General features: G+C 63.3%; 28 protein-coding genes and 4 tRNA genes. 14 read left to right on the top strand and 18 right to left on the bottom strand.

Translation table 11 applies throughout. The features are described 5' to 3' along the window. Positions 1–2 precede the first annotated feature (2 nt). Positions 3–84 (top strand) — tRNA-Leu (locus VVR41_RS06425). 29 nt (positions 85–113) lie between these two features. Here the strand turns inward: VVR41_RS06425 and bcp are convergent. Then, the gene (gene bcp / locus VVR41_RS06430) at positions 114–587 is read right to left on the bottom strand and encodes a thioredoxin-dependent thiol peroxidase (RefSeq protein WP_368524071.1); all 474 of its coding nucleotides are present in this window, start codon (positions 585–587) and stop codon (positions 114–116) included. Positions 588–656: 69 nt separating this feature from the next. Between bcp and VVR41_RS06435 the strand changes: the two genes are divergently transcribed. Further along, positions 657–932, top strand: coding sequence for a DUF3618 domain-containing protein (locus VVR41_RS06435; protein ID WP_368524072.1), 276 nt, complete (start codon positions 657–659; stop codon positions 930–932). Between the two features lie 79 nt (positions 933–1,011). Here the strand turns inward: VVR41_RS06435 and VVR41_RS06440 are convergent, their stop codons facing one another. Next, positions 1,012–1,575: an isochorismatase family protein gene (locus VVR41_RS06440; protein ID WP_368524073.1), complete on the bottom strand. Its 564-nt coding sequence runs from the start codon at positions 1,573–1,575 to the stop codon at positions 1,012–1,014. A 64-nt stretch (positions 1,576–1,639) separates the two neighbouring features. Next, a tRNA-Lys gene (locus VVR41_RS06445) sits at positions 1,640–1,712 on the bottom strand. Between the two features lie 196 nt (positions 1,713–1,908). On the opposite strand from VVR41_RS06445, the gene VVR41_RS06450 reads away from it, so the two are divergent. The 6 genes from VVR41_RS06450 to VVR41_RS06475 all read left to right on the top strand — a co-directional run bounded on the left by VVR41_RS06450 (position 1,909) and on the right by VVR41_RS06475 (position 7,203). After that, entirely contained in the window at positions 1,909–3,081 is a 1,173-nt protein-coding gene (locus VVR41_RS06450) for an Ig-like domain-containing protein (RefSeq protein WP_368524074.1), read from the top strand. Between the two features lie 157 nt (positions 3,082–3,238). Further along, a complete protein-coding gene (locus VVR41_RS06455) occupies positions 3,239–4,279 on the top strand; it encodes a metal ABC transporter substrate-binding protein (protein ID WP_321103775.1) in 1,041 nt (346 codons plus the stop codon). After that, positions 4,280–4,903 carry a metal ABC transporter ATP-binding protein gene (locus VVR41_RS06460; protein WP_368524075.1) on the top strand — a complete coding sequence of 208 codons (624 nt, stop codon included), beginning with the start codon at positions 4,280–4,282 and terminating at the stop codon, positions 4,901–4,903. Next, positions 4,900–5,712, top strand: coding sequence for a metal ABC transporter permease (locus tag VVR41_RS06465; RefSeq protein ID WP_368524076.1), 813 nt, complete (start codon positions 4,900–4,902; stop codon positions 5,710–5,712). Before VVR41_RS06460 ends, VVR41_RS06465 begins: the two co-directional genes overlap by 4 nt. Beyond that, on the top strand, positions 5,709–6,527 hold the full coding sequence (locus VVR41_RS06470; RefSeq protein ID WP_368524077.1) for a metal ABC transporter permease: 819 nt from the start codon (positions 5,709–5,711) through the stop codon (positions 6,525–6,527). Before VVR41_RS06465 ends, VVR41_RS06470 begins: the two co-directional genes overlap by 4 nt. A gap of 10 nt (positions 6,528–6,537) precedes the next feature. Further along, complete coding sequence (locus VVR41_RS06475) at positions 6,538–7,203, top strand: metal-dependent transcriptional regulator (RefSeq protein ID WP_368524078.1); 666 nt, start codon at positions 6,538–6,540, stop codon at positions 7,201–7,203. A gap of 59 nt (positions 7,204–7,262) precedes the next feature. Here VVR41_RS06475 and VVR41_RS06480 read toward each other — a convergent pair. From VVR41_RS06480 to VVR41_RS06530, 11 genes are all read right to left on the bottom strand, one after another. After that, a tRNA-His gene (locus VVR41_RS06480) sits at positions 7,263–7,335 on the bottom strand. Between the two features lie 62 nt (positions 7,336–7,397). Then, a complete protein-coding gene (orn, locus tag VVR41_RS06485; RefSeq protein ID WP_368524079.1) occupies positions 7,398–8,021 on the bottom strand; it encodes an oligoribonuclease in 624 nt (207 codons plus the stop codon). Then, on the bottom strand, positions 8,022–8,828 hold the full coding sequence (cmrA, locus tag VVR41_RS06490; protein ID WP_368524080.1) for a mycolate reductase: 807 nt from the start codon (positions 8,826–8,828) through the stop codon (positions 8,022–8,024). A 13-nt stretch (positions 8,829–8,841) separates the two neighbouring features. Beyond that, a complete protein-coding gene (locus VVR41_RS06495; protein WP_321103781.1) occupies positions 8,842–9,069 on the bottom strand; it encodes a helix-turn-helix domain-containing protein in 228 nt (75 codons plus the stop codon). Beyond that, on the bottom strand, positions 9,062–9,598 hold the full coding sequence (locus VVR41_RS06500; RefSeq protein WP_368524081.1) for a hypothetical protein: 537 nt from the start codon (positions 9,596–9,598) through the stop codon (positions 9,062–9,064). The genes VVR41_RS06495 and VVR41_RS06500 overlap by 8 nt, the downstream gene beginning before the upstream one ends. A gap of 70 nt (positions 9,599–9,668) precedes the next feature. Further along, a complete protein-coding gene (locus VVR41_RS06505) occupies positions 9,669–9,977 on the bottom strand; it encodes a transcriptional regulator (protein ID WP_321103783.1) in 309 nt (102 codons plus the stop codon). Then, positions 9,977–10,375 carry a hypothetical protein gene (locus VVR41_RS06510; RefSeq protein ID WP_368524082.1) on the bottom strand — a complete coding sequence of 133 codons (399 nt, stop codon included), beginning with the start codon at positions 10,373–10,375 and terminating at the stop codon, positions 9,977–9,979. The genes VVR41_RS06505 and VVR41_RS06510 overlap by 1 nt, the downstream gene beginning before the upstream one ends. Before the next feature lie 21 nt (positions 10,376–10,396). Next, on the bottom strand, positions 10,397–11,785 hold the full coding sequence (locus tag VVR41_RS06515; protein WP_409338286.1) for an MFS transporter: 1,389 nt from the start codon (positions 11,783–11,785) through the stop codon (positions 10,397–10,399). A gap of 239 nt (positions 11,786–12,024) precedes the next feature. After that, positions 12,025–12,156, bottom strand: a complete 132-nt coding sequence (locus VVR41_RS06520; RefSeq protein ID WP_321103785.1) for a hypothetical protein — start codon at positions 12,154–12,156, stop codon at positions 12,025–12,027. A gap of 64 nt (positions 12,157–12,220) precedes the next feature. Next, a complete protein-coding gene (locus tag VVR41_RS06525; RefSeq protein WP_368524083.1) occupies positions 12,221–12,688 on the bottom strand; it encodes a hypothetical protein in 468 nt (155 codons plus the stop codon). 127 nt (positions 12,689–12,815) lie between these two features. Continuing rightward, positions 12,816–12,889 (bottom strand) — tRNA-Arg (locus tag VVR41_RS06530). Between the two features lie 75 nt (positions 12,890–12,964). Here VVR41_RS06530 and VVR41_RS06535 point away from each other — a divergent pair. The 6 genes from VVR41_RS06535 (at position 12,965) to VVR41_RS06560 (ending at position 19,647) form a co-directional block, all read left to right on the top strand. After that, positions 12,965–14,989 carry a bifunctional copper resistance protein CopD/cytochrome c oxidase assembly protein gene (locus VVR41_RS06535; RefSeq protein ID WP_368524084.1) on the top strand — a complete coding sequence of 675 codons (2,025 nt, stop codon included), beginning with the start codon at positions 12,965–12,967 and terminating at the stop codon, positions 14,987–14,989. A 153-nt stretch (positions 14,990–15,142) separates the two neighbouring features. Next, positions 15,143–15,646 carry a single-stranded DNA-binding protein gene (locus tag VVR41_RS06540; RefSeq protein ID WP_368524085.1) on the top strand — a complete coding sequence of 168 codons (504 nt, stop codon included), beginning with the start codon at positions 15,143–15,145 and terminating at the stop codon, positions 15,644–15,646. Between the two features lie 67 nt (positions 15,647–15,713). After that, the gene (gene ettA / locus VVR41_RS06545; RefSeq protein WP_321103789.1) at positions 15,714–17,384 is read left to right on the top strand and encodes an energy-dependent translational throttle protein EttA; all 1,671 of its coding nucleotides are present in this window, start codon (positions 15,714–15,716) and stop codon (positions 17,382–17,384) included. A 35-nt stretch (positions 17,385–17,419) separates the two neighbouring features. Next, positions 17,420–17,842, top strand: a complete 423-nt coding sequence (locus tag VVR41_RS06550) for an acyl-CoA thioesterase (RefSeq protein ID WP_321103790.1) — start codon at positions 17,420–17,422, stop codon at positions 17,840–17,842. Further along, a complete protein-coding gene (locus tag VVR41_RS06555; RefSeq protein ID WP_321103791.1) occupies positions 17,832–18,464 on the top strand; it encodes a hypothetical protein in 633 nt (210 codons plus the stop codon). The genes VVR41_RS06550 and VVR41_RS06555 overlap by 11 nt, the downstream gene beginning before the upstream one ends. A gap of 193 nt (positions 18,465–18,657) precedes the next feature. After that, positions 18,658–19,647 (top strand): biotin/lipoate A/B protein ligase family protein, encoded by a 990-nt coding sequence (locus VVR41_RS06560; protein WP_368524086.1) that lies wholly within the window; start codon positions 18,658–18,660, stop codon positions 19,645–19,647. A gap of 65 nt (positions 19,648–19,712) precedes the next feature. Here the strand turns inward: VVR41_RS06560 and lpdA are convergent, their stop codons facing one another. From lpdA to VVR41_RS06580, 4 genes are read right to left on the bottom strand one after another with little or no spacing between them, the layout of a single operon-like run. Then, positions 19,713–21,131, bottom strand: coding sequence for a dihydrolipoyl dehydrogenase (lpdA, locus tag VVR41_RS06565; RefSeq protein ID WP_368524087.1), 1,419 nt, complete (start codon positions 21,129–21,131; stop codon positions 19,713–19,715). A gap of 8 nt (positions 21,132–21,139) precedes the next feature. After that, complete coding sequence (locus tag VVR41_RS06570) at positions 21,140–23,146, bottom strand: 2-oxo acid dehydrogenase subunit E2 (RefSeq protein ID WP_368524088.1); 2,007 nt, start codon at positions 23,144–23,146, stop codon at positions 21,140–21,142. A 1-nt stretch (position 23,147) separates the two neighbouring features. After that, on the bottom strand, positions 23,148–24,164 hold the full coding sequence (locus VVR41_RS06575) for an alpha-ketoacid dehydrogenase subunit beta (RefSeq protein WP_409338285.1): 1,017 nt from the start codon (positions 24,162–24,164) through the stop codon (positions 23,148–23,150). A gap of 18 nt (positions 24,165–24,182) precedes the next feature. Then, a complete protein-coding gene (locus VVR41_RS06580; protein WP_321101486.1) occupies positions 24,183–25,145 on the bottom strand; it encodes a thiamine pyrophosphate-dependent dehydrogenase E1 component subunit alpha in 963 nt (320 codons plus the stop codon). Between the last annotated feature and the right edge of the window lie 385 nt (positions 25,146–25,530).

Below are 25,530 nucleotides of genomic sequence, written 5' to 3' on the forward strand. Positions count from 1 at the left end.
TCGCGCCCGTGGCGGAATTGGCAGACGCGCTGGATTTAGGTTCCAGTGTCTTATGACGTGGGAGTTCAAGTCTCCCCGGGCGCACAACACGCATCGGGGGAGACGAAGCGATTCTAGATACCCCAGTCGCGCAGGATCCGGCCGACGTGGCCGGAAGCGCGCACGTTGTACTGCGCCTGGGCGATGGTCCCGTCGGGATCCACCAGGAAAGTCGAGCGGATCACACCCTGGACCGTCTTGCCGTAGTTTTTCTTCTCACCGAACGCGCCCCAGGCGGTCATTGTTTCCTTTGTCGGGTCCGACAGCAGCGTGACGGCGAGGTCGTGGTCCGCGCGGAACGCGGCGAGCTTTTCCGGGGTGTCCGGGCTGATGCCGACTACCTCAACGCCAGCGCCGATGAACTCGTCGAAGCGCTCAGTGAAGTCGCACGCCTCGGTGGTACAGCCGGGGGTGTTGGCGCGCGGGTAGAGGTACACGATGACGCGCTTGCCTGCGTAATCGGCCAGCGAGACGGTCTCGCCACGGTCGTTGAGAAGGCTGAATGCGGGGGCTGTGTCGCCTGGTTCCAGTCGCTTATTTTCAGTCATACTTGCCCGTTTTACACTACTGTTGAAACGGACACGTCTTAGTACAAATTCAAGTAGGAGTTCATCACCGTGGCACGAGACATCAACGATATCGAGCGCGACATCGAACGCACCCGCGGCCAGCTGGCTAGCACCCTCGACGAGCTGGCGGACCGCGCCAACCCGTCGAACTTGGCGGACAACGCCAAGGACAAGGCCGCCAGCCTGCTCCAGGACGAGACCGTGCAGAAGGTTCTCGCCGGAATCAGCGCCGGAATTGTTCTCCTGGTAGCCGTCAAGGTGCTCAACGGAAACAAGCGCAAGAGGGAGCTCAAGGAGCTGCAGAAGCTCCTCGCCCGCCGCTAAGCGACGCAGCGTTGCCGAACCCCCGCATCACCGTGAACTGACACACGGTGGTGCGGGGGTTCTGTTGTGGGTCTTCCTATCAGGCCAACTCAGCGCCGGCGTCGCGCATCTCGGCGAGGGCTAGTTCGCCGCGGGTGGCGTCGACAGGCGAGCACATGTCCCGCAGGACTCGGACGGCGAAGCCTCCCTTGAGTCCGTCGAGGACCGTTGCCCGCACGCAGTGGTCGATGGCGATGCCGCAGACGTCGATCGCGTCGACGCCGCGCTCGCGCAGCCAGTCGCCGAGGCCGACACCGTCGGCTGCGCCCTCGAAGCCGGAGTAGGCGGCGGAGTACTCGCCTTTGCGAAAGAAGGCGTCGATAAGCGCGGTGTTAATGGGCTCGCGGATTGCTGCCCCCTCGGTACCCGCGACGCAGTGAACGGGCCAGGAATCGACGAAGTCGGGCTCGGCAGAAAAATGCTCGCCCGGATCGATGTGCCAGTCCTGAGTGGCCACAATGTGGGAGTAAAAGCGCGACCGGATATCGGGGTTGGCGAGGAGCTGCGCAATTTTATTCGCGACCTCGTCACCCTGCGCGGTGGCGAGCGAACCGCCGGGGCAGAAGTCGCCCTGAACGTCGACAATTACGAGTGCGGTAGTCATATAATCGCAGTGTACGCGGCCATGAGAAAAGGCCGGGCGCGTACGCGCTCCGGCCTTTGCGGTGTGCGCCACCAGGGAATCGAACCCCGAACCCACTGATTAAGAGTCAGTTGCTCTGCCAATTGAGCTAGTGGCGCATTTTTTAGTTTGTGTCGCTCTCGGCAACGAAGAAGAATATAACACCGATTCTCGCAACGCATGAAATCGCCTGTTCACGGCCGTAAAGTGGTGTGTTGTGAAGGTGTCGCGCGGACTGGCTTTTGGCATGCCCGGGGCGATAGGGTGAGAGGCGCTGGCGATTAAGGGTGCGTGTGGTGTGATGAGGTCGGAGAGATGATGGCACTTCGTGGGATTCGTGTGTTTGCCGCTGCGGCGATGTGCGCGCTACTTGCAGGATGCGCGGGAGTTGGCGGTGCGGGAAGCGCTCCGGAGGCTGAGACCTCCGCGGCCACGCTAGAACATGCCGGAGAGCCCGAGGTGTCAGTCCGCGATGAGGCCACCGGGGTCGCGCCCGCGGACCCCGTGACGGTGATGGCCGAGGCAGGCCTGCGTGCGCTTGTGATGACCAACGAGGCAGGCAAGCGAGTCGAGGGCACCTTTAACAACGACATGACTGAGTGGGAAACCAGCGAAGACCTCGGTTTCGGCCGCGCATACACGATCGAGGGTCATGACCGTGCGGGCAACGAGATTTCCACGACATTTTCCACGGTTATTCCTAACGTTCGGGCCGAGGCCTACCTTGGCCCGGTCGAAGGGTCGATGGTTGGCGTTGGGCAGGCCGTGACGGTGCGCTTTTCTGCCGCGCCCCAGGACCGCGACGCTGTCGAGGATGCCATCACGGTGAACACCTCCAACAACACAGTCGGCGACTTCTATTGGCTCGATCCGTATGAGCTGCGGTGGCGCCCGAAGGACTACTGGGAGCCGGGCACTGAGGTGAGTGTGGAGATTGACCTGTACGGCAAGAACCTGGGCGGGGGAGTGTGGGGTGCAAGCGACGCGGAAACACACTTCACTATCGGTGACGAGGTGATTACCCGGGTCGATAACGCCACGAAGACGCTGACAGTGCTGCGCAATGGCGAGGCAATTAAGTCCTTCCCAGTGTCGCTGGGAACGGACGGACAATGGGATACGCCAAACGGCGTGTACGTGGTCGGTGACCAGCACAACGCATTGCAGATGGATTCGCGATCGTATGGGCTCGCGCTCGATGCGGGTGGGTACGTTACGGATGTTGCGAGCGCGACCCAGCTGTCGTACTCCGGAATCTACGTTCACGCCGCACCGTGGGCGATGTGGGCGCTCGGTAACACGAATCAGTCACACGGCTGCATTAACGCCTCGCCTGAGGACGCTGCGTGGTATCTCAAGACGGTGAAACGCGGCGATCCCGTTGAGGTGGTCAATACCCGCGGTGGAACTTTGCGCGGGACCGACGGGTTGGGGTACTGGAACATCCCATGGGAGCAGTGGGAGAAGGGGAACCCGGAGCTGGCGTAGCGCGCGTAAGTGCAGGTAGCGTGCCCGTTGGCTCCCAGAAGTTCAATTAATTGAAAACCTATCTTCCTTTCGGCTTGCATCAAGTGTTAGGGTCACCTTGTTAGTTGAAAACTGTTGTCGATGGGGGGCGTCGACAAGCACCCACGAAAGGACCATCATGACGCTGACACGCGCTGCTGTCACTCTCACCGCAACCCTGGCAACCAGCCTTGCTCTGACCTCCTGCGCCGGCCAGAGCGAGGACGAACGACTGCACGTGGTCGCTGCAACGACCCAAATCTGCGACTACGTGAAGAACCTGGACGCGGATGCTTCCCTCGACCTGACGTGCCTGCTTTCACCGAACGCGTCTGCCCACGAACACGAGATGACCAACGAGCAGATGGGTGCGCTCAACCGCGCGGACGTTGTGTTGGTCAACGGCGTTGACCTCGAACGGTTCTTGGACCAAGCAATCGTCTCATCCGGATTCGCCGGAACCATGACCGTGACCAGCGGCTACGCGGGTGCCGCCCCTGAGGGCAGGTTCACCGTGGACGAAGGCGTAAACAAGGTCGACATCGCGCCCTGGCCCTTCGAACCGGAACCGGGGGAAGAAGCGGAGTTCACCTTCGACCCCCACGTATGGACGAGTCCGCGCGGAGCTGCGATTCAGGTAGAAAACATCGCGGACGCCCTGGACAAGGCGAGCGGAACAACAGAGTGGAGTGAGCGCGCCTCTGCGTACCTGGACCAGCTGAAGGACCTCGACCAGTGGGTGGGAGAGTCCCTTAACTCAGTTCCGCGCGAGGACCGCGTCTTGTTCACCTCGCACGATGCCTTCGGGTACCTAGCCCGCGACTACGACATCGACTTCATCGGATCCGCGTTGTCGGACTTCAACGCCCAGCAGGATGCCTCCGCGGCACACATCAAGCTCGGCGCCCAGCAGGTCGCCGACGCACACGCGAAGGTGATCTTCGGGGAGAACTCCAACAACGCCAAGTCCATCGAGGCAATTGCTCGGGCTGCGGGCGTGCGCGCAGTGACGGGAGACGACGCCCTCTACGGTGACTCGCTCGGGCCGGAAGGTACCGATGGAGCAACCTACATCGGCTCTATCGTCCACAACGTGACCAACCTTGTTCGGGCCTGGGGCGGGCAGGTCGCGCCGCTTCCTGCTTCGCTGGCGGGGGCAGAGCCGAAAGACGTCATCTAAATGGCAGTTGAGTTCAACGAGGCATTCCTCGGCTACGGTCGCACCGTAGTCCTGAGCGATGTGTCTATGACGGTTCGCCCCGGCCACGCCGTCGGGATTTTGGGATCGAACGGCACTGGCAAATCCACAGTGCTCAAGGCCACCGTCGGTCTGGCGGACGTCCTCGGCGGCGAGGTAAAGGTGGACGGCGCGATTGGCTACGTTCCCCAGCACGCGGAGACCGCCTCGGAGTTTCCGATCACGGCCGGTGAGGTCGTGGCACTCGGGCTGGTTCATGAGCTGAAGCCCTTCCAGCGCATTGGCGCGTCTGGGCGTCAGCGCAGCCTCGACGCCCTCGCGGCTGTGGGCCTCGAAGCCCGGGCGCGAGTCCGCTTCGCTGACCTCAGCGGCGGGCAGCGTCAACGGGTGCTCGTGGCCCGCGCCATTGTCAGCGCCCCACCTGTGCTCGTTTTGGACGAGCCTTTCAACGGGCTCGACTGTGATAACAGGCGCGTCTTGATTGAGGTCCTTGAAGAGCAAAAGCGCAAGGGGGTCGCGGTACTTCTGTCCACGCACGACCTCGCCTTGTCGGACGCGGTGTGTAACGCGACCCTAACAGTTGCCAACGGGAGGATCAGCCAATGATCCTCGTCCCTTGGATTCTGCGTCCGTTGCTCATGTTGCTTGCCCTCGGGTTAAGTTCTGCTCTCGTCGGAACGCTGATCAACCTGCGCCGTGCGGAGTTCTCCGCGGAGGCCCTCTCTCACGCGGTGTTCCCCGGGATCGTCATTGGATTCATCGTGGCAGGCCTAGACGGGATCGTTCCGGGCGGGGCTGTGGCAGGTGCGATCGCTGCTGCTGTCCTGACTGTTGCGGGCAACCGTGCCGGGAAAGCGGACGAAGCGGGCATCGCGATTACCCTGTCGACCTTTTACGCAGCAGGCGTCGTGATTTCGCTCGCGCACTCGGACAAGTCCGGTCAGTTAGAGGCGCTCATGTTCGGTCGTTTGCTGGAGATGTCCACGCCACGTCTGATGCAGGGGGTTATCGCCTGTGCTCTCGCGGCCGTGCTTGTTGCCGCCTACTGGCCGGCCCAGGTGGCCCTAGCGTTTGACCGCCGTGGTGCTAGCGCGGCGGGAGTGCCCACGCTGCGCCAGGACGCATTTTTCAACGCCGCTGTCGCTGCCGTTGTGGTGGCCGGCGCGGCGGCTGTCGGGGTGCTTTTGGTCATCGGGTTCCTCGTTATTCCTGCGGCTGGGGCTCGACTGGTAAGTAGCTCGCCACGAACGATGGGGGTGTGGGCAGTCGTCCTCGCCACAATCAGTTCGTTGGTCGGGATGTGGGTCGTGTCCCAGCCGCTGTCGCACCCTGTCTCGCCACAAGCGTGCGTGGTTGTTGCCTTGCTGGGCGGCTTTCTCATCGCAGCGGCAGCGGGGGCGGTGGTGCGACGATGAGCTGGTGGCACCTCAATGCTTTTGCGCTGTGGGAAGTAGTCCTCGTCGGTGCGGCCACGGGACTTATCGGATCGTACGCGCTGATGCACCGCCGCATTTTCTTTGCGGAAGCTGTCTCGCACGCGACGTTTCCCGGAGCGGTGCTTGGCGTCGTCGTCGGCGCTGCCGTAGCGCCGGACCACATTACCGAGCTGCTTTTCGCTGGCGCGTTACTCGGCTGTGCCCTGCTGTCCGCCGCGATGGCGGGGCTCGCCAGGATGCGCGGAATGACCAGCCAGTCAGCCGCGGGCATCGTCCTCTCTGCCGGGTTTGGCCTGGGTTACTTCGCCGCGACCTGGTTTAAGCCTTTGCCGGTGCACGTCGATTCCTTCCTGACGGGGTCGGTGCTCACCGCGAACGCGACGGATGTCGCGGCGGCGGGCATCGTTCTGGCCGCAGCGGTCCTCGTCGAGTGGTGGGCGGGCCCGCGCATCGTTGCGCTCGGGTTTTCCCGGGAGCTCTACACAGCTCAGGGGCGCTCGCTTACGCTTTACGACGCCACCGTGCTCACCCTCATCTGCCTCGGCATTGTCGTGGCCATCCCCGCTGTCGGCACGATCGTGTCCATCGCGCTGTTAGCTGCCCCGGCGGCGATTCTGCGTCCGTGGGTGCGCTCCCCATCAGCGCTGGTGTGGGCTGCACCGGTCGTTGGTGTCCTGCTCGGCGTGGGTGGTTTGCTTACCGCCGAGGTGTGGGGATTGTCCGCCGGCGGCATGATCGCGCTGTGGGCGGGTGTTGTCTTCGCGGGCTCCTCGGTGGCGCGCCACCTGACATAGTATCGAGGTTATGGATGTCTCCGCGTTACCGGCTAAAACCCAGGATTACCTGAAGGTAATCTTCGATCTCACCGAACGCACGAACTCGCCTGCCGCGATGGGCAAGGTGGCCGAGCGTATGGAGCAGCGCCCGTCGACGACGACCGAAGGGATCAAGCGGCTCGCGGAGAAGGGCTTGGTCGATTACGAGCCCTACGGGGGCATTTCGCTGACGGGCGCCGGCCGCGAACTGGCCACGACGATGGCGCGGCGCCACCGCCTGCTGGAGACCTACCTCGTGGAGCGGCTCGGTTACAGCTGGGACGAAGTGCACGAGGAGGCAGACAACCTCGAGCACGCGGTGTCCGACACCTTCATCTCCCGGATCGACGCGGTCCTGGGCCACCCCACGCGGGACCCGCACGGTGATCCCATTCCCAACGAGCGGGGTGAGGTGGAGGTGCTGCAGGTGCAGAGTTTGGCGTCGCTAGGCGATGGCGCGAGCGGAACCGTCGAGCGGATCCACGATTCAGACTCCGAGCTGTTGCGCTACCTCGCGGAGGTAGGCATCCGCCCCGGGGTTACTGTCACCATGACGGGGACGCGGTTCGCACAGATGCGCTTGGTGCGCGCTGGGGACCGCGAGGTCGCGCTTGCCGACGCCGCCGTCGCCGCCATCGACGTCAGCACAGCGTAGCCAGGGGCTAAGGTGCAAACGGAAAAACGGCCCTGCTTGCGCAGGACCGTTTCATTCGGGGTGGCTGACGGGACTCGAACCCGCGACACCCAGGATCACAACCTGGTGCTCTACCAGCTGAACTACAGCCACCATCGTTGCTGTCTAGCTCGCGCCGCAGGCAACATCAAGCACATTAGTACGCGGCGGTTGTTTTACAAAAACCGCTGGTAGGCGTCGCTGGCGGCGGCAGCTGCGCGGGCGGCGTCCTCGGATTCCGGGCCGGGGGCGGGGACGAACACACAGCGGCGGTAGTAGTCGAGCTCGCGGACGGAGTCGACGATGTCGGCCAGCGCCCGGTGCTTCATGCCCTTTTCGGGCTGGTTGAAGTAGGCCTTGGGGAACCAGCGCCGTGAGAGCTCCTTGACGGTGGAGACGTCGATCATGCGGTAGTGCAGCGCCTTATCGAGTGCGGGCATGTGCGCGCGGATGAAGGAGCGGTCGGTGGCGATCGAGTTTCCCGCAAGCGGTGCGGGGTGGTTCGGGTCGCAGTGCTTGGCCACGAGCTCCAGAACCGCCTTTTCCGCCTCCTCGATGGTGACGGTGGAGGTGGTGATGTCGTCCAGAAGCCCGTTTTCCGAGTGCATCGCGCTGACAAAGTCGTCCATCTCCGCGAGCTGCGCGTCGGTGGCGTGGACCACGAGGTCGATGCCCTCGTCGAGGATGTTCAGATCGGCGTCGGTGACAAGGGCCGCGACCTCAACGATGACGTGGCGCTCCGGTTCCAGGCCCGTCATCTCCAAATCGACCCAGACGATCCTGTCGTGCTTGGTGCTCATTTACTCGTCTCCCATCTTGGCGTAGAAGGAGCCCACGATCGGGGCGATGATCCCACGCGGGCCGTAGGTGGACACGACGTCCATGGCCTTGGAGAGCGGCCCGGGCACGACGCGGCGCTTGTTGCGTCGCAAAGCGTTGAGCGTGTCGCGCGAGCAGGACTCGTAGGTGGTCCAGAGGAAATCCGGGACGACCTTGTCCACGATGGTCTGCTCGTCCTCCGGGATGTGCGCCTCGCGCACGGGCCCCGGGGCGAGGAGGGTGACGTGGACCCCGGAGTCATTGAGCTCGTAGTGCAGTGCCTCGGTGAACGTGTTCACGCCGGCCTTGGTGAAGACATAGGTGGCGTTGTTGGGGATCGGGATGTTGCCCGCGGCCGAGCCCACGTTGCACAGTGCACCCTCGCCGCGCGGCACCATCTGGTTGAGCACGGCTTTGGTGATGCGGAACACTGCGGTGGCGTTCAGGTTGTACTGGTTGGTCTCGTAGGTCCAGTCCTGCTTCATGAACGGGCCGAACGAGGCGATGCCCGCGGAGTTGATGCAGATGGTGACGGTGCGGGCGTTGATGTAGTCGAGCAGCGCGGTAACGTCGCGCTCCTTGGACAGGTCCGCCGCGAACACGTCGACGTTGACGCCGTGGCGGGACGATAGCTCGTTCGCGAGCGCCATCAGCACGTCCTCGCGCCGGGCGACAACGATCAGGTTGTACCCGGCGGCGGCGAGATCGCGGGCGATCGCCTCGCCGATGCCCTGGGACGCGCCCGTGACGAGCGCGTAGGAGTCGATAGTGGGGGAGGGGAAAGTCATGGCCCCCAGGGTACTAGTCAGTTTCGACAGTGAAGAGGTCGCCGGGTTGGCAGTCGAGGGCTGCGCAGAGCGCGGTGAGCGTCGAAAAGCGCACGGCCTTTGCGCGATTGTTCCGCAGCACCGAGAGGTTGACGGGCGTGATGCCGACCTCCTCGGCGAGGGCTGCGCCGGTCGTGCCGCGCTTTTCAATGAGCCGGTCGAGGTGGCAAACGACCCGGGGCTCGGGGCGGGATTCAGACAAGTCCCTCTACCTCCTTCTCGAGCGCTGCGCCGCGCTTCACGACGCTTGCGAGGATACCCAGCGTGATGGTGAGTGCGAACGCCGGGGCGATGTCCGACAGGGGTGTGCGAGACGCCGTCTCCCACCAGTGTTCGACACCCAGTTCAGAGGCGGCGAGATTGTTGGCCATGCCCTCAACCCCAAGCCGGACGAGGATCCACACTCCCATCATCCAACCGGCGACGTTGAGATTGCGGATGCTTCCGGCTGTGAAGATCTCACCGCGCATCATTGGTACAAGGGCCCGGGCGAGAAACACCGCTGTTGCCGTGAGCGCCGCGTACTTCAGTACCAGTGCGGTCGTGAGAAACGTGACCGCGCCACCGCTGAGCTCGCCGGCGAGCAGGCCCTGGGGCAGGGCGGGGGACAGGCGGGTGATGAATGACCCGGTTCGTGCCATCTGAATGATCTCGGGGATACACCAGATGACTGTGCCGATGACGATGGCGGTGAGTGACTGGGCAAAATCGTTGCGGGACCTGGTTGACATGGCACGCTCCTTATCGAATGGCGATGGTATCGATATCCGATAATAGCGTTTTTCGATAAGCGCACAAGCGCTACTCTCCGGCAATTTCGCGCAGGGCCGCGACGTGGCACTCAAAGGCGTTTTTGCCTTGTTCGGTGAGGCTGACCCATACGGTGTCCTTCGCACGAGTTGGGCCGTACTCGCGAAACCTGGTGATGTAACCGGCGGACTCAAGCGTTGTGAGCTGCTTGGATAGTGTGGCGTCGGAAAGCTTGGTGATGTCACGCAGTCGCGAGAATCGCATCTCGTAGCGCGCCTCGCCCTCCACGGCCCCCGCAGCGTTGAGTGCGGCACAAATTGTGAGGCGATGAATGGGGTGGATGACGGGATCGAGCTCCATTAGCGGCCTTCCCGCCACAGTAAGGTGGCCGCCGCGCCTGTGGCCGCGAGTCCGGCCGCCGCTGAGATGTACGGATCGCCTTTGGGGACAAAGGCGATCAGGGCGTAGGTGAAAAGAAAGGGGAGGAGGGAGGTCCATGAAAACTGCGGGTCTTCCCCGATCGGTTGCTTCATTGCGTAGCGCACGCCGCGCCTCTTCCGGGGGGCGACAAATGCGGAGAGAACCGTGGCGGCGCCGAATAGCAATGCCCACAAGAGCTGTTCCTGCAAAACGAAAAAGACGGCTAGCCCAAGAAGGGCGCTTGGCAGGGCAATGTAAACGAGCGAAGGCGCCGGAGTCGCCCGCGATTCGACGTCGCGGACGGCCTCGAGCGCCTCATGTGCGTCCTTACTTTCCATGATGGAAAGTATAGGGCGGTCTTACACCTCGTGCATCTCCGTGTGCTTGGTCTCCGGCGACCACATGATCGCGGCCAGGGAGATGGCGGTGACCACCACCAGGTAGATACCGACGGCCTGCGGGCCATATGCGGCGTTCAGTGCGGTGGCGATGAAGGGGGCGATCGCGGCACCCAGGATGGACGAGACGTTGTACGAGATTCCGGACCCGGTGTAGCGGACGTTAGAGGGGAACAGCTCGGGCAGGATGGCGGACATCGGGCCGAAGATTAGGCCCATCAAGATCATGCCGATGAAGAGGAACACGCCCAGAGACACCATGGTGAAGGAGTCGGGGTTGAGCAGCCAGCGGAAGCTCAGGCCGTAGGCGATGATGGCCACGGAGGTCAGTCCCAGGACCGGCCGGCGGCCGTGCGTGTCGGCCAGGTGGCAGGCGACCGGGATGCCGATCATGAAGCCGAAGATGCACACCAGCTGCAGCTTGAGGAAGTCGACGTAGGGGATGCCCAGGCCAACGCCCTCAGCGGGGTTGCCGATTCCGTAGGACAGGAACCACGTGGTGACGATGTAGAACAGCGTGTAGCAGCCGACCATGATGAAGGTGCCCTGCAGGAGCGGGCGCCAGCCGTTTTTGAAAACCTCGGACAGTGGCGAGGACAGCTTTTCGTCCTTGTCCAAAACCTGTTGGAAGACCGGGGTCTCCTCGACCTGAAGGCGGATCCACAGTCCGACGGCGACCATGACCGCGGACATCAGGAAGGGGATGCGCCAGCCCCATGTCATGAACGCGCCTTCGAGATCGCCTCGGGCGTGGCCCAGCCACGTGACCAGGACGAGGAACAGTCCGTTGGCCAGGACGAACCCGAACGGAGCTCCGAGCTGCGGCCACATCGCGGCCCATGCGCGCCGTCCCTTTGCGGCAGTTTCGGTGGACAGCAGCGCTGCGCCGGACCATTCGCCGCCGAGGCCGAGTCCCTGACCGAAACGCATCAGGGCGAGCAGCGCGGGGGCCCAGATGCCGGCCTGCGCGTAGGTGGGCAGAAGGCCGATGATGAATGTGGCGATGCCCATCGTGAGCAGCGCGCCAACCAGCGTGGCCTTGCGGCCGACGCGGTCGCCGAAGTGGCCGAACACGACCGATCCCAGCGGGCGGGCGATGAACGCGAGCCCGAAGGTGGCGAAGGACTGCAGTAGCGCGACAGTGGAGCTTTCCGACGCCGGGAAGAACAAAAACGGAAGCACTGCGACTGCCGCCGTTGCGTAGACGTAGAAGTCGTAGAACTCAATCGTGGTGCCAATCGTGGAGGCGAAGCGCACGCGGCGCCGCTCCTCCCGAGTGGTGGTGCGCGGGGCAGTGTCGACCGTCGGTGCAACGGTCGCGGTCTGGGTGTCAACGGGCGGCGCCACGATGTCTCCTCTCAAAGCGTTCCAGTATGTGGGATTCAAGTTTTACACCGTGGGATACATGGCTCGCAACCGGGTGCCCCCGAGGTACGAAAAACCACCCCGCAGCGTGTGCGGGGTGGTTCAGGTGAAGGGGTTTAGTTCGGGTCTTCTGTGGACTCCGGCTCGCTGCCGATATGGTGCTTCCCGGCCTCGAGCAGCCGATCAGGGTCATCGCCGCCTGTCGACGGGGACTGCGAGCTCAGCTACTTCTCCTCGTCGTCGCTAGCGGAGGCGTCGCGCTGGAAGTCGCCGTCGGCGTCCGGGTCGCCCAGGTGGTCAATGCTGTCTTCGTTCGTGGGGGTCGACCCCGCGCGTCCGTTGTTATCGAGCGTCATGGCATTCTCCTTGCGTTGAGGGGCTTCCAGTGGGTCGCCATCGAGCTTAGCGACGCCCCCCGTGCTAGTTTCCAGGTAAATCCGCCCACGCCAGCTGAGCGCCGGCGTGGCCGACCAAGACAACGCTGATGATCGTCGCGATCGCGGCGACCACCATAAGTCCGCGAATGGCGCCCGGGGCGGGAATGGAAAAACGCCCAGTGCTGTGGATGAAGAACAGCGCAACCGCGCCGAGCAGGACAACGACTGCAGCGGTGGCGGCGTTCGCGTACGCCGCGTGCTGCGCCACCTCGCCGAGGTTGCTCTCGCTCAACCCCATCGGAGCGAGAAGTGACTCTCCCGTGCTGCGCGCGGCCAACATCGACGCAGCTGCCACCACAGAAGTAATCAATGCCGTAATACGCCACGACCGCGTGAAGCGGCCGGGCTGAAGCGCCCAGGCGATCGCGAGTGCCGCGGCCAACGGGGCGGCGACGGCAGCGAGATGGATGACAAGCGGGTGGGCGGGAATGCCCGCGATACTCATGAACATGGACGAATCTTCGCGCACCTGGCATGCAGGGAGCTGACAGAAAACCGGCAAATCGTCGCCGTTTGGCCACCAGTTCGCTGCGTCAGGATAGGGTATCCTACCTGCGAAAACAGGGGAAATGGAAAAGTGCCCCCGGCAGGATTCGAACCCGCGACCAGCCGGGTAGAAACCGGATGCTCTAATCCACTGAGCTACGGAGGCAGCGCACATATCTTAGCGCACCCGCCCGTGCTCTTCGGTTAGGTACCCGTCTCCACCGAACGTAGGATCGGGGCCATGTCGGAGAAGGTAGCGGTCACGAAGGACAATGGCGCGCGCGCCGGGCGGGGAGTCCGTAGCGCGTGGACGTTTTATCTGACGGTGCTTGCCGTCAGCGCGCTCATCGCCGGCGGGGTCTCGCAAGTCTTTCTCACCGAGTCCCTCGCCGCGCTCGGCATCCCGGATCCGGGCGCGTTAACCACCTTCGCACTGCCTGCCCTGCGCGGTACCGCGTGGATGCTCGTCGCCCTCGCCGTGGGCTCGTTTCTCTTCTCCGCCTTCCTTATCCCGCCCCGCCAGGCGGGCCCCGATCTCAACGGGGCTCGGTTGACCGTGGACGGCCACATTGCGTCGCGCGCTGGCGGGTGGGCGTCGATAAGCGTTGCGTTGATCGCGCTGACGATGATTCCGCTAGTGCTTTCCGACGTCTCCGGCACGCCGTTCGGCTCCGTCGTGCTGCAGCCCCTCTCCTGGGAGACGGCGCTGTCCCAGGTCGCGGACGCGCGGACATGGCTTATCGTCGGGGCTATCTCTTTAGTCGTGGGCGTCGCAGCGCTAGTGAGCCGTTCCTGGTGGTCGCAGGTCGCACTGTTTATCGGCGCGATTATCTCGATCATGCCGCTCGGCCTGACCGGCCACTCGGCCAGCGGAGGCGACCACGACTACGGGACGAACTCGTATCTGTGGCACCTGACCTTCATGCTCATCTGGGTCGGCGCGCTCATGGCGCTTGTCGCACACGGGCGCCGGCTCGGCCCGCACCTGCCGGCGGCGGTGGAGCGCTACTCCCGCATTGCGTTGTTCGCGTTCATCGTCATGCTGCTCTCCGGTGTCATCAACGCGGCGATCCGCGTCCGGCCCGAGGACCTCACCGCCTACAACTACGGGTGGGTGCTGGTGGCAAAGACTGTCGGCCTTCTCGTGCTGGGCCTGGTGGGGTACGCCCACAGGCAGGTCATTATCCCGCGCCTGCGTCGCGGCGAACCCGGCTTCGTGCGCCTGGCGACGATTGAGGTACTACTAATGGCGCTGGTGACGGGCCTAGCCGTTACCCTCGGGCGCACCCCTCCGCCCCCGCCGCGCGACCCGAACCTCAGCGAGATGCAGCTCGCGCTCGGCTACGAGCTTGATCAACCGTTGACCACTTTCAACTGGCTCGGAATGTGGCGCCCGGAGCTGCTCTACAGCGTCATCGCCCTCCTTCTGGCGGGCTATTACCTGTGGCTGACCCGGCGTGTAGACGACTGGAAGATCGGGCGCACCGTGTGGTGGCTACTGGGAAATGCGATCACGGTGGTCACGATGTCCTCTGGAATCGGTATGCATATGCCGGCCTCATTTACCGCGCACATGGTCGTCCACATGATCTTGTCCATGACCGTGCCCGTCGCTCTCGTGCTCGGCGCGCCGCTGACCCTGGTCAAGCGCGCCTACCCGGCAGGAGAGTTCAACCCGCGGCTGTGGGTCGAGTCCTTCGAACGCTCGCGTTTCCTCCGCGTGGTTACCTACCCGCCAGTGTCCATGTGCCAGTTCGTGTTCTTCTTCTACGTCATGTACGTCTCAATCCCGCTCTACGAGCTGCTCATTTCCGAGCACGCGGGCCACGTCATCATGAACGCGGTGTTCCTCATCTCCGGATACTTCTACTTCTGGGAACTAATCGGTCCCGACCACATCGCCGGTCGCTTCTCCGCCCGGGCCCGCCTCGCGTGGCTGTGGGTGTCCATGCCTATCCACCTGTTCATGGGCGTCTACCTCATGCAGCTCAACATCGTCATGGGGGAGGAGTTTTACCGCTCCCTCGCGCTGTCGTGGCAGCCGGATCTGCTTGCCGACCAGAAAGTCGGCGGCGGCATCGCGTGGGCATCAGGATCCTTCCCGCTCGTCATCGTCTTCGGAGCCCTGTTCTGGGCGTGGTGGTCGGAGGACCGCGCAGAATCGCAGAAGATCGACCGAGAGGCGCAGGAGTCCGACGACGAGGAGTGGCGCCGCTACAACGAGATGCTCGCGCAGTACTCCCACACCGGTGGCTCTGGCAAGTAAAACAGCGATTTGCATGTGGGCTTGTGGATGCTCCGAGAGGGTTGTCCACAGGCCTTTTCGCTTGCTCTTTTCAGGAGGGCGCACAGGTAGCAGTGTGGAGTGTGCCGGGTCCGAGACACGGGCCCGGGTTCAGACCAACTGGGGGGAATCACCATGAGCCAAATGCCCGTGACCATCAACGGAAACCTGATCGCCGACCCGGAGTTCCGCACCTTCGAGGACACCGGTTCCACTCTGTGCAAGATCCGCGTTGCTACCTCGCGCCGCTACCGGACCGAGGAAAAAGACCCGAAGGGTGCACCGATCTGGAAAGACACCGACAACCTCTACGTCGACGTCGAATGCTGGGGCCAACTCGCCGTCAACGTCGGTGCCTCGCTGCGCAAGGGCTTCCCGGTCGTCGTCTGTGGCTACCTCATCACCGACGTTTGGGAGAAAGAACTCGAGGAAAACGGCGCGAAGAAGACAGAAGCGCGCTACACGACCAAGCTTAAGGCCACGCGTGTGGGCTTCGAGCTGAGCAACTCTCAGGTCTCATCGCTTCGCAGCAGCGCCGCCGGTAACACCCTCGAGGGCCAGGAACCCGTCACGCTGCAGTCGGCCGAAGACCTGCAGATGGCGCAGGCCACGCGAGGGGACGCGGTGGCTCCGTTCTAGACAATCGCGGCCTGTGGAGGTGGGGTACCCTGAGTGGAGAATTCTTTCAACACGAAGGGGATAACACGTGGCTGAGTTCATCTACACGATGAAGAACGTACGCAGGGCCATCGGTGACAAAGTCATTCTGGACAATGTCACCATGGCCTTTTACCCCGGCGCCAAAATTGGTGTCGTGGGCCCCAACGGCGCGGGTAAGTCGTCGTTGCTCAAGATCATGGCCGGCATGGACCAGCCCAACAACGGCGAGGCCTTCCTCGACCCGGGTGCGACCGTGGGCATCCTGCTGCAGGAGCCGCCCCTCAACGAGGATAAGACCGTGCGCGAGAACGTCGAGGAGGGCCTCGGCGAGATCTTTGAAAAGAAGCAGCGCTTCGAGCAGATCGCCGAAGAGATGGCCACCAACTACTCCGACGAATTGATGGAGGAGATGGGCAAGCTCCAGGAGGAGCTCGACGCCGCCGACGCCTGGGAGGTCGACTCCAAGATCGAGCAGGCGCTGGACGCGCTGCGATGCCCGCCGGCAGATGAGCCGGTCACGCACCTCTCCGGTGGTGAGCGCCGCCGCGTGGCACTGGCCAAGCTCCTGCTGCAGGAGCCGGACCTGCTGCTTCTCGACGAGCCCACGAACCACCTCGACGCCGAGTCCGTCCTCTGGCTGGAGCGCCACCTGCAGGACTACAAGGGTGCCGTCCTGGCCATTACCCACGACCGCTACTTCCTCGACAACGTCGCCGAGTGGATCTGCGAGGTCGACCGCGGCAAGCTTTACCCGTACGAGGGCAACTACTCCACCTACCTGGAGAAGAAGGCGGAACGCCTCGAGGTTGCCGGCAAGAAGGACCAGAAGCTGCAGAAGCGTCTGAAGAACGAGCTCGACTGGGTCCGTTCCTCCCCGAAGGCCCGCCAGGCGAAAAACAAGGCCCGTCTGGAGCGCTACGAAGAGATGGCTGCCGAGGCTGAGCAGTACCGCAAGCTCGACTTCGAGGAAATCCAGATCCCGACCCCGCCGCGCCTGGGCAACAAGGTCGTCGAGGTGGAAAACCTGGACAAGGGCTTCGACGGCCGCGTCCTGATCAAGGACCTGTCGTTCACCCTGCCGCGCAACGGCATCGTCGGCGTGATCGGCCCGAACGGTGTGGGTAAGACCACCCTGTTCAAGACCATCGTCGGTCTGGAGGAGCCGGACAGCGGCACCGTCTCCGTCGGCGAGACGGTCCAGCTGAGCTACGTGGACCAGAACCGCGCCAACATCGACCCCGAAAAGACTGTGTGGGAGGTCGTCTCTGACGGTCTCGACTACATCCACGTCGGTCAGAACGAGATGCCGTCGCGCGCCTACCTGTCCGCGTTCGGGTTCAAGGGCCCGGACCAGCAGAAACCGTCGAAGGTCCTATCCGGTGGTGAGCGCAACCGCCTCAACCTGGCGCTGACGCTCAAGCAGGGCGGAAACCTGATCCTGCTCGATGAGCCGACCAACGACCTGGACGTTGAGACCCTCGGCTCCCTCGAAAACGCCCTGCAGAAGTTCCCGGGTTGCGCCGTGGTCATCTCGCACGACCGCTGGTTCCTGGACCGCACCTGCACCCACATCCTCGCGTGGGAAGGCAACGTCGAAGAGGGACAGTGGTTCTGGTTCGAGGGTAACTTCGGCGACTACGAGAAGAACAAGGTTGAGCGCCTCGGTGAGGACGCGGCGAAGCCGTCGCGCGTTACCCACCGCCGCCTGACCCGCTAATTTCCGCGAACCACCGAAAGGATGGGACCTCGGCCATGACTGAATCGAGCGCACCACACACATCGAACCTGACCGACGAAGTTACGCTGCCAGTGCGCTGGAGCGACTTCGACCGGTTCGGGCACGTGAACAACACTGCCTACCTCGAGTTCGCCCAAGAGGCGCGCATCGTGTTTAGCAACGCTCACTTCGGCGGGAGTGCGGGCCTGCCCGTCTTCGTGCGCCGCGTGGAGGCGGATTACAGCCGACCCATCCTGCCGGACACGACGGAGGTCACTGTGCGCACCGAAGTGACGCACGTGGGCAATACGTCGTTCACCACGCGCCAAGACGTGCTCGACCGCCACGGCCGCGTCTGCTGCACGGTCACGAGTGTCCTTGTCGTGGTGGACACGGCCACCGCGTCACCGCGCGCCATCACCAAGCACGAGATGGGGATTCTCACCCGTGCGAACTGAGACGCTTAGGGTCTACCGCGGAGGGGCGGGGCTGAAGGCCCTAATCGGTCGGGCGGTTGCGATCGACGCCGCCGCCTCGGCCCGCTTCGCAGTGCTCGGTGAGATGAGCGTCGACGTTTTCGTCACCACTCCCTTTGACTGCATCGCAGCGCGCCGAGTCGAGGCCATCGCGTCTCGCGACGGGGCCGTCGTGTCCGCGACCGACCTGCTCTCCGCGCTGGAGACGAACACGGACGATGTGGGCACGCCGCGTGACCCGAATTGGCCGGGAGCCCTCCCGCCGAAGGAGGGCTTCGTCGAGCGCGACACCGTTCCCATCGGGGTGGTGCGACAATTGGCGGATGACGGCCGCGCCCTTGCCCGCCAGTTCTCCGGCCCCCTCGGGCCGCCCACCTCGCTGCTCAACCAAACGGTGCTCACCGCGGATGCGGATTCGTCCGACCCCGTCGAGATCCCCATGCGGATGATTTTCACGTGCACATCCCTCGGCCTCATCCCGGGGTTTGCCGCCCCGGTTGAGGTGCCGCGCCACTTGCGCGTGGCCACCGCCGGACGCTGGGTTCGCCTAGACGCGCCGTTCGGCAGCGTGTACCGCAGCACCTCCCTCGGACTCTTCGCCTAGCCACCACATCACGTGAACCCGTGTGCCGGATCTCCCCACCTTTTGCGTGCGGGAGGCACAATCGCGGGCTGTTGTCGGCGTAGTATGTGCAAGAGTGACTAACGTTCCCGTAGAGTTTTCAGCTTCACTCGTGGCACCCGCTGGGGCCTCGCTGAGCGCGGATGTTTCCGCAGCAGGTAGCACAATAACCGCAGTGTCGTTCAGCGGAGACTTCACCGTCGAGCCCGCTGAGGCTCGAGACGTATTGTCCTCCGCACTAATCGGGGCACCGCTCAACGAATACACCGAGGTAGTCCAGGCGCGTATCGATACCGCGCTGGAAGAGTACGAACAGCACACCGGAGACAGCGTTCAGCTCACGGGTTTGACCACGCGCGAGATGGCGCAGGTGGTGCGCCGCGCAATCTCTGGCGCCGTGAACTTCGAGGATTTGGAATGGGACATCCTCCACACGGAGGTGCTGCCCACCGTCGTCAACGTGGCACTGGAGGAAGTCATCCTCGAGCAGGTCAAGACCGGCCAGCGCGGCCCCACGTTGCGCTTCTGGGAGTGGGACGACTGCGCGACGGTGATCGGGTCCTTCCAGTCCTACACCAACGAGGTGTATCCCGAGGGCGTAGAAAAACACAACGTGCAGGTGGTACGTCGCATCTCCGGCGGCGGAACCATGTTCATGGACGGCGGCAAGTGCATCACCTATTCGCTCTACGTTCCGGAAAAGCTGATTGCGGGCTTAAGCCACGTCGATTCCTACGAGTTCCTCGACCGCTGGGTTGTCGACGCCCTCAACGAGCTCGGGGTTGAGTGCTGGTACATCCCCATCAACGACATCACCGCCAGCGAGGGAAAGCTCGCGGGTGCCGCCCAGAAGCGCCGAGGCCGTGCGGTGCTCCACCACACCACGATGAGCTACGAGATGAACACCGAAAAGATGCTCGATGTTCTGCGCACCGGCAAGCCGAAAATTCTTGAAAAGGGCCTGCCGAGTGCGAACAAGCGCGTCGACTCCGTCAGCCGCCAGACCACCGCAACTCGGGCCGAGGTCATCGACGCCCTCCGCGAGGCCTTTGTTTCCCGCTACGGCGGCAGCACCAGCGAGCTCGACTCCGAGACTCTCAACGCCGCAAGGGAGCTTGTCGACGCCAAATACACCTCACAGGCCTGGACCCACCGCGTCCCGTAGAGTCCACCGCTCCCGAGAAACAGAAAGTGCCCAGTCCGAAAAGACTGGGCACTTCTTGTTCGCTACTAGAGCGAGTTGATCGGGCGGCCGAGGTTCTTCAGCAGCGCTTCAACCACGATCTCGGAACGAGTCGGGTGAGGCAGCATGACGCGGGAGAACGTCTCAGCGTCCATCTCACCGGTGTGGCTGACAGCAACCATTCCGATGAGCTCGGTGACACCGGCACCGACCAGGTGCAGACCGAGGATGTCGCCATCTTCGGAAACGGTGATCTGAGCGAAACCGACGGATTCGCCGGCACCCAGGGCACGGCCGTTCTCAGCCAGAGGCACGATCGATGCCTTGGCCTTGATGCCACGCTCCTTGGCCTGCTCCGCAGAGATACCGATGGAGGCAACTTCCGGCGTGGTGTAGGTACACCGCGGTACCCAGTCGCGCCAGTCCTTGTCCTCCTGCACGCGGCGAACGCCTGCGATGTTGTCCACACAGCGCACGCCCTCGTGCGTGGCCTTGTGGGCCAGGCAGGGGCCGCCGGCGACGTCGCCGATGGCGTACAGACCCCATGCGGCGGACTTGCCGAGGGAGTCGGTCTCGATGAAGCCACCGCGACCGATGACGCCAAACTTCTCCAGGCCGAGGCCCTGAGAGTTGGGCACAACACCAGCAGCAACGAGGACCTTAGAGACGGTCTCGGTGTGCTCGGTGCCGTCGACGGAGGTCCACGTGATCTCCGCGCCGTCACCCTTGGTCTTGGCAGAAGACACGCGTGCTCCTGCTTCAACCTTGATGCCGCGCTTCTTGAACTCGTTGGCAACCGTCTCAGAGATGGCTTCCGGCTCGTTCGGCATGAAGCGGGGAGCCGCCTCAAGCAGGGTCACCTTGGAGCCAAGGTCACCGTACAGGCAGGCGAACTCGGAACCGATAGCACCGGAACCGATGACCACCATGGACTCCGGGATCTCATCAGGAACAAGAGCTTCCTTGTAGGTCCAGATGTTCTTGCGGTCAGGCTCCATGCCCGGCAGGACGCGAGGGGATGCACCGGTTGCAACAATGATGTGCTCCGTGTGGATCTTCTGAACCTTGCCGTTCTCGAGCGTGACCTCAATCTCGCCCTTGTCCACGATCTCAGCGGTACCACGGATGATCTCAGCGCCATTTCCCTGGAGAAGGGCGCCAACACCACCGGTGAGCTGCTTGGACACGGAACGCGAGTGCTTCACGAGCTTGGAGATGTCCACCTGCGGGGTACCCATGCTGATACCGAAGCGAGGGCCTTCCTTGGCGGCGCGGACGAGCTCCGCACCGTGCAGGAGTGCCTTTGTGGGGATACAACCCCAGTTCAGGCAGATACCACCGAGGTCAGCCTTCTCAATGACGGCTGTGCGCAGACCCAGCTGGGCAGCACGCACTCCGGCGGGGTAACCACCGGGGCCAGCCCCGATGACTACGACGTCGTATGTCTCTTCCATGTTTTGTCCCATGTCTACCCCTAAGCGAAGAGCAGTGCCGGGGATTCCAGCAGAGTCTTCAGTTCCTTGCAGAACTTAGCGGAGTCAGCACCATCGACGACGCGGTGGTCAGCGGACAGGGTAGCGGTCAGGATCGATGCGACAACGGGGTTGCCGTTTGCATCGGGCACGAACTGCTTCTTCACGCCACCGACTGCGAGGATGCCCACCTGCGGCGGGTTGATGATCGCGTCGAAGTGGGCGATACCGAACATGCCGAGGTTGGAGATGGTGAAGGTGCCACCCTGGAACTGCTCGGGCTTCAGGGTGCCGGCCTTGGCGCGGGTGGCCAGGTCGGTGATCTGAGCCGAGATCTGAGACGGGCTCAACGTGTCGGCGTTCTTCACGATGGGGGTGATGAGACCCTCATCGGTCGAAACAGCGATGGAGATGTCGGCGTGCTCGAACTGCTTGATGGTGTTGGTGGCTGCGTCGAACTGCGCGTTGAGCGCGGGTACTCGAGTGAGTGCCTTTGCAACGGCAGCGGTGACGAGGTCGTTCACCGTCAGGCGGAGATCGAGGCGGTTAGCGTTGACCTCCTTGCGGAAGGCCATCAGAGCGTCCATCTTTGCCTCGACGGTCACGCGGAAGTGCGGCGACTCGAGGTAGCTTTCCTTCAGGCGCGATGCAATGACGTTGCGCATCGAGCTCATCGGGATGGACTTAGCCTTGTTCTCCTTGGAGTCAGCCGACTGGGCTGCCTGCGCGGGAGCCGCTGCAGGAGCTGCCGGAGCCTCCGGCTCGCGGTTCAGCGCGATCCATGCACGAACGTCATCGAGGGTCACGCGGCCGTTACGGCCGGAAGGACGGACGTCAAGCAGGTTGACACCCTCTTCCTCGGCGAGGTCGCGAGCGTGCTCGGTGGCGTCGACACGCGAGTCGTCGCCCTGGTTCTGCACGAAGCCCTGGCGCGGGAGGTCGTTGCCGAATCCGAGGGATCCGCCAGCAGCCTCGACGGCCTTCTGCATGTCAGCGACGGTGACGCGGCCACCGCGGCCGGTAGCTTCGACCTTCGACAGTGCGATGCCGTGCTTCTTGGCGAGGTCAGCAGCGTGCGGGGTAGCAGGAACGTCTTCGCTGTCGGAGCCCTTGAGGGACTCCGGGATGCGGGTCGGTGCTGCCTTGGCTGCGGACGTGGCGTCAGCGGTGGAACCCGGCTGGTTCTTGGAACCGGAGATCTTCTTGCGGGAAGAAGCGTCCGAGGTGTCCTTTGCCGGCGGGAACTGCTTGTCCTTGTCGGCAACGTCGTCGATGAGGTTGTTCGCCTTCGCAGCGGACTGCGGATCGTTGTGCTCGAACGTCTCATCCTGGGACGCGCCACCGGCGCGGCTGATGAAGGCGTCGATCTCCTCGGCGGAAGCGTCGGAACCGGAGATGACGGCCAGGGTGGTACCGACGTCGATCGTCTCACCCGGGTTCACCACGAGGCGAACGATCTTGCCGTCGACCGGAGCTTCGACCTCACCGGAGAGCTTGGAGGACTCCGCCTCTGCAAGGGTGTCGCCCTCGGAAACCTGGTCGCCTTCAGCGACGAGCCAGTTCGTCAGGGTGCCCTCTTCCATGGTCATGCCCCACTTGGGCATCTCCACGGCGTGGAGGTCCTCAGGAATTGCGACGTTGCTTGCAGGCGCAGATGCAGCCTGGGTCTGCTGCGCAGCCGGCTGAGCAGCCTCTTCTGCGGGAGCAGCAGCCGAAGCGCTGTCGCCGCCGTTGAGGAATGCGTCGACCTCTGCGTCGGAAACGTCAGAGTCGGCCAGAACAGCGAGGGTGGTGCCGACGTCGATGGTCTCGCCCGGGTTCACCACGAGGCGAACGATCTTGCCGTCGACCGGGGCTTCGACCTCACCGGAGAGCTTGGAGGACTCTGCCTCCGCGAGGGTGTCGCCTTCGGAAACCTGGTCGCCTTCAGCGACGACCCAGTTCGTCAGGGTGCCCTCCTCCATGGTCATGCCCCATTTGGGCATTTCTACTGCGGTTAGTTGAGCCATTTTAGGCCTCCACTACCGAGCGGACTGCCGCCTCAATCTGGTCCACACCAGGGGTCCAGTACTTCTCAAGCGCAGAGGAGAACGGAACCGGGGAGTGCGGCGGGATGGCCAGCTGGATCGGAGCCTTCAGGGAGTCGAAGCCCTTGGATGCGACCAGGGCTGCGACGTCGTGGGCGAAACCACAACGTGCAGCGGACTCGTCGGCGACGACGAGGCGGCCGGTGGAGGCGACGGACTCGAGGATTGCGTCCTCGTCCAGCGGGGAGGTGGTGCGCGGGTCGACGACCTCGACGGAGATGCCTTCCTGAGCCAGCTTGTCAGCCACGGTGATCGCGTGGTTGACCTGGGCTGCGAGGGCGACGATGGTGACGTCGGTACCGCGGCGCGGGTAGGAAGCAACACCGAACGGAATGGTGTAAGCCTCTTCGGGGACCTCGCCCTTCATGTCGTAGAGCGCCTTGTGCTCACAGAACAGAACCGGGTCGTCGTCACGAATCGACTCGAGCATCAGGCCGCGGGCGTCGTACGGGTTGGACGGAACGGCGACCTTCACACCTGCGGTGGAGGTGAAGAGGTGGTACGGGGAGTTGGAGTGCTGAGCAGCAGCACTTGCGCCAGAACCGATGATGCCGCGGACGACCAGCGGGGTGCGTGCCTTGCCGCCGAACATGTAGCGGAAGCGAGCAGCCTGGTTGTAGATCATGTCGTATGCGACGCCGAAGAAGTCCCAGAACATAAGCTCTGCAACCGGGCGCAGGCCGGTGACGGCTGCACCAGCAGCCATACCGAGAAGCGCGGATTCGGTGATCGGGGTGTCGATGACGCGGGAGTCACCGAACTCCTTCCAGACAGTTGCGGTCACGCCGAAGACGCCACCGAAGGACTCGAGCTCGGGGTCCGTGTTCTCTGCACCGTGTCCACCGCGGATGTCCTCACCGATGAGAACGACCTTCTCGTCCTCGCGCATGGCATCGACCATGCCAGCGCGAAGGGCTTCACGAAAACTCATTGTTGCCATAGTTATTCAAACCTTCGCTTAGTAAGAGACGTATACGTCGGTGGTTACTTCGGACGGGTCCGGCCACTTTGCTGCGCGGGCCTTCTTCACGGAGTCGTCGACAAGCTTCTTTGCGTCCTTGTCGATGGCGTCCAGCTCGTCGATGGAGATCTGCTTGCCGTGCTTGAGACGGAACACGGTCAGCGGGTCGGTCTCTTCCTTGAGCTTCTTGTGCTGCTCCGGGGTACGGAACAGGTAGGGGTCGCCCTCGAAGTGGCCGTAGAAACGGGTTGCGGTTGCCTCGATGGCGACCGGGCCGTGGCCGTCGCGGACCTTCTCAATGAGGTCCTTGGAGAGGGTGTAGACCTCTTCGAAGTCGGTGCCGTCAACCTTGTAGGCCGGCATGCCGAAGGACTCTGCACGGCGGGCGATGTCCTTGCCGCCGACCGCGTAGTCAGCGCCGGTTGCCTCGCCGAGGCCGTTGTTCTCGTAAACGAAGATGGCCGGCAGGTTCAGGACCACAGCCATGTTCATGGCCTCGAACACGAGACCCTGGTTGGAGCCACCGTCACCGGTGAAGGAGACGCCGACGCCGCCGTTGCCAAGGGTCTTGGCGGTCAGGGCAGCACCGATCATCAGCGGCGGGCCACCGCCGACGATGCCGTTGGCGCCGAGCATGCCGACAGAGAGGTCGGCGATGTGCATGGAGCCGGCCTTACCGTGGCAGAGGCCGTCTGCACGGCCGAAGATCTCGAGCATCATCTTCTCGATGTCGCAGCCCTTGGCGATGCAGTGGCCGTGTCCACGGTGGGTCGATGCGATGTAGTCACCGTCGTTGAGGTTCTCACAAACACCCACGGCGATAGCTTCCTCACCTGCGTAAAGGTGAATGAAGCCGGGGATATCGCCGGTCAGGTTCTCCTTGTGAAGACGGTCTTCGAACGCTCGAATCTGACTCATCTTTGTGTAAGCCTCGAGCAGCTGGTCTTTAGAAAGCGCCATTGCTTCTCCCTGTAATAGGTGAATAGATCTCCTAACGGAGACCTAATGGGGTCTCAGGACCGCCCTTCCATCCGACCATCAGTTCACCGAGTGCGCTCTTGGCCTGACAAAGACCGATCCGATGACTTGAGTTTAACGGAACCGCCGATTTTCCGCGTTGGTGATGGAATTCACGTTGGGGGTTGGTGCGGTGTGGAACGGAAGAAAGAAACCGGAGAATTTGTTCAACAACAGTGGTCATGGCGGTTCTCGAAAGCGGGGACACTGCCTTTGCGGCCCGTTGAGCGGTGATCAACTCGAAAGCGTGGGATATTGCACACCGTGAGTCGCCACAAAGAAGAGCCAAACACGATAAGAAAGTCAGAACACGTTCATAATGTTTCGA

The organism is Corynebacterium sp. LK2510 (assembly GCF_040946405.1).
Lineage (GTDB): Bacteria > Actinomycetota > Actinomycetes > Mycobacteriales > Mycobacteriaceae > Corynebacterium.

Coding starts and splice junctions, on each gene's coding strand:
- VVR41_RS06580 (WP_321101486.1), bottom strand. CDS start 25,145: ATGGCGCTTTCTAAAGACCAGCTGCTCGAGGCTTACACAAAGATGAGT.
- VVR41_RS06460 (WP_368524075.1), top strand. CDS start 4,280: ATGGCAGTTGAGTTCAACGAGGCATTCCTCGGCTACGGTCGCACCGTA.
- VVR41_RS06540 (WP_368524085.1), top strand. CDS start 15,143: ATGAGCCAAATGCCCGTGACCATCAACGGAAACCTGATCGCCGACCCG.
- VVR41_RS06550 (WP_321103790.1), top strand. CDS start 17,420: ATGACTGAATCGAGCGCACCACACACATCGAACCTGACCGACGAAGTT.
- VVR41_RS06510 (WP_368524082.1), bottom strand. CDS start 10,375: ATGGAAAGTAAGGACGCACATGAGGCGCTCGAGGCCGTCCGCGACGTC.
- VVR41_RS06505 (WP_321103783.1), bottom strand. CDS start 9,977: ATGGAGCTCGATCCCGTCATCCACCCCATTCATCGCCTCACAATTTGT.
- VVR41_RS06570 (WP_368524088.1), bottom strand. CDS start 23,146: ATGGCTCAACTAACCGCAGTAGAAATGCCCAAATGGGGCATGACCATG.
- VVR41_RS06440 (WP_368524073.1), bottom strand. CDS start 1,575: ATGACTACCGCACTCGTAATTGTCGACGTTCAGGGCGACTTCTGCCCC.
- VVR41_RS06450 (WP_368524074.1), top strand. CDS start 1,909: ATGATGGCACTTCGTGGGATTCGTGTGTTTGCCGCTGCGGCGATGTGC.
- VVR41_RS06575 (WP_409338285.1), bottom strand. CDS start 24,164: ATGGCAACAATGAGTTTTCGTGAAGCCCTTCGCGCTGGCATGGTCGAT.
- VVR41_RS06455 (WP_321103775.1), top strand. CDS start 3,239: ATGACGCTGACACGCGCTGCTGTCACTCTCACCGCAACCCTGGCAACC.
- VVR41_RS06470 (WP_368524077.1), top strand. CDS start 5,709: ATGAGCTGGTGGCACCTCAATGCTTTTGCGCTGTGGGAAGTAGTCCTC.
- VVR41_RS06465 (WP_368524076.1), top strand. CDS start 4,900: ATGATCCTCGTCCCTTGGATTCTGCGTCCGTTGCTCATGTTGCTTGCC.
- VVR41_RS06520 (WP_321103785.1), bottom strand. CDS start 12,156: ATGACGCTCGATAACAACGGACGCGCGGGGTCGACCCCCACGAACGAA.
- VVR41_RS06475 (WP_368524078.1), top strand. CDS start 6,538: ATGGATGTCTCCGCGTTACCGGCTAAAACCCAGGATTACCTGAAGGTA.
- bcp (WP_368524071.1), bottom strand. CDS start 587: ATGACTGAAAATAAGCGACTGGAACCAGGCGACACAGCCCCCGCATTC.
- VVR41_RS06525 (WP_368524083.1), bottom strand. CDS start 12,688: ATGTTCATGAGTATCGCGGGCATTCCCGCCCACCCGCTTGTCATCCAT.
- VVR41_RS06535 (WP_368524084.1), top strand. CDS start 12,965: ATGTCGGAGAAGGTAGCGGTCACGAAGGACAATGGCGCGCGCGCCGGG.
- lpdA (WP_368524087.1), bottom strand. CDS start 21,131: ATGGGACAAAACATGGAAGAGACATACGACGTCGTAGTCATCGGGGCT.
- cmrA (WP_368524080.1), bottom strand. CDS start 8,828: ATGACTTTCCCCTCCCCCACTATCGACTCCTACGCGCTCGTCACGGGC.
- VVR41_RS06500 (WP_368524081.1), bottom strand. CDS start 9,598: ATGTCAACCAGGTCCCGCAACGATTTTGCCCAGTCACTCACCGCCATC.
- orn (WP_368524079.1), bottom strand. CDS start 8,021: ATGAGCACCAAGCACGACAGGATCGTCTGGGTCGATTTGGAGATGACG.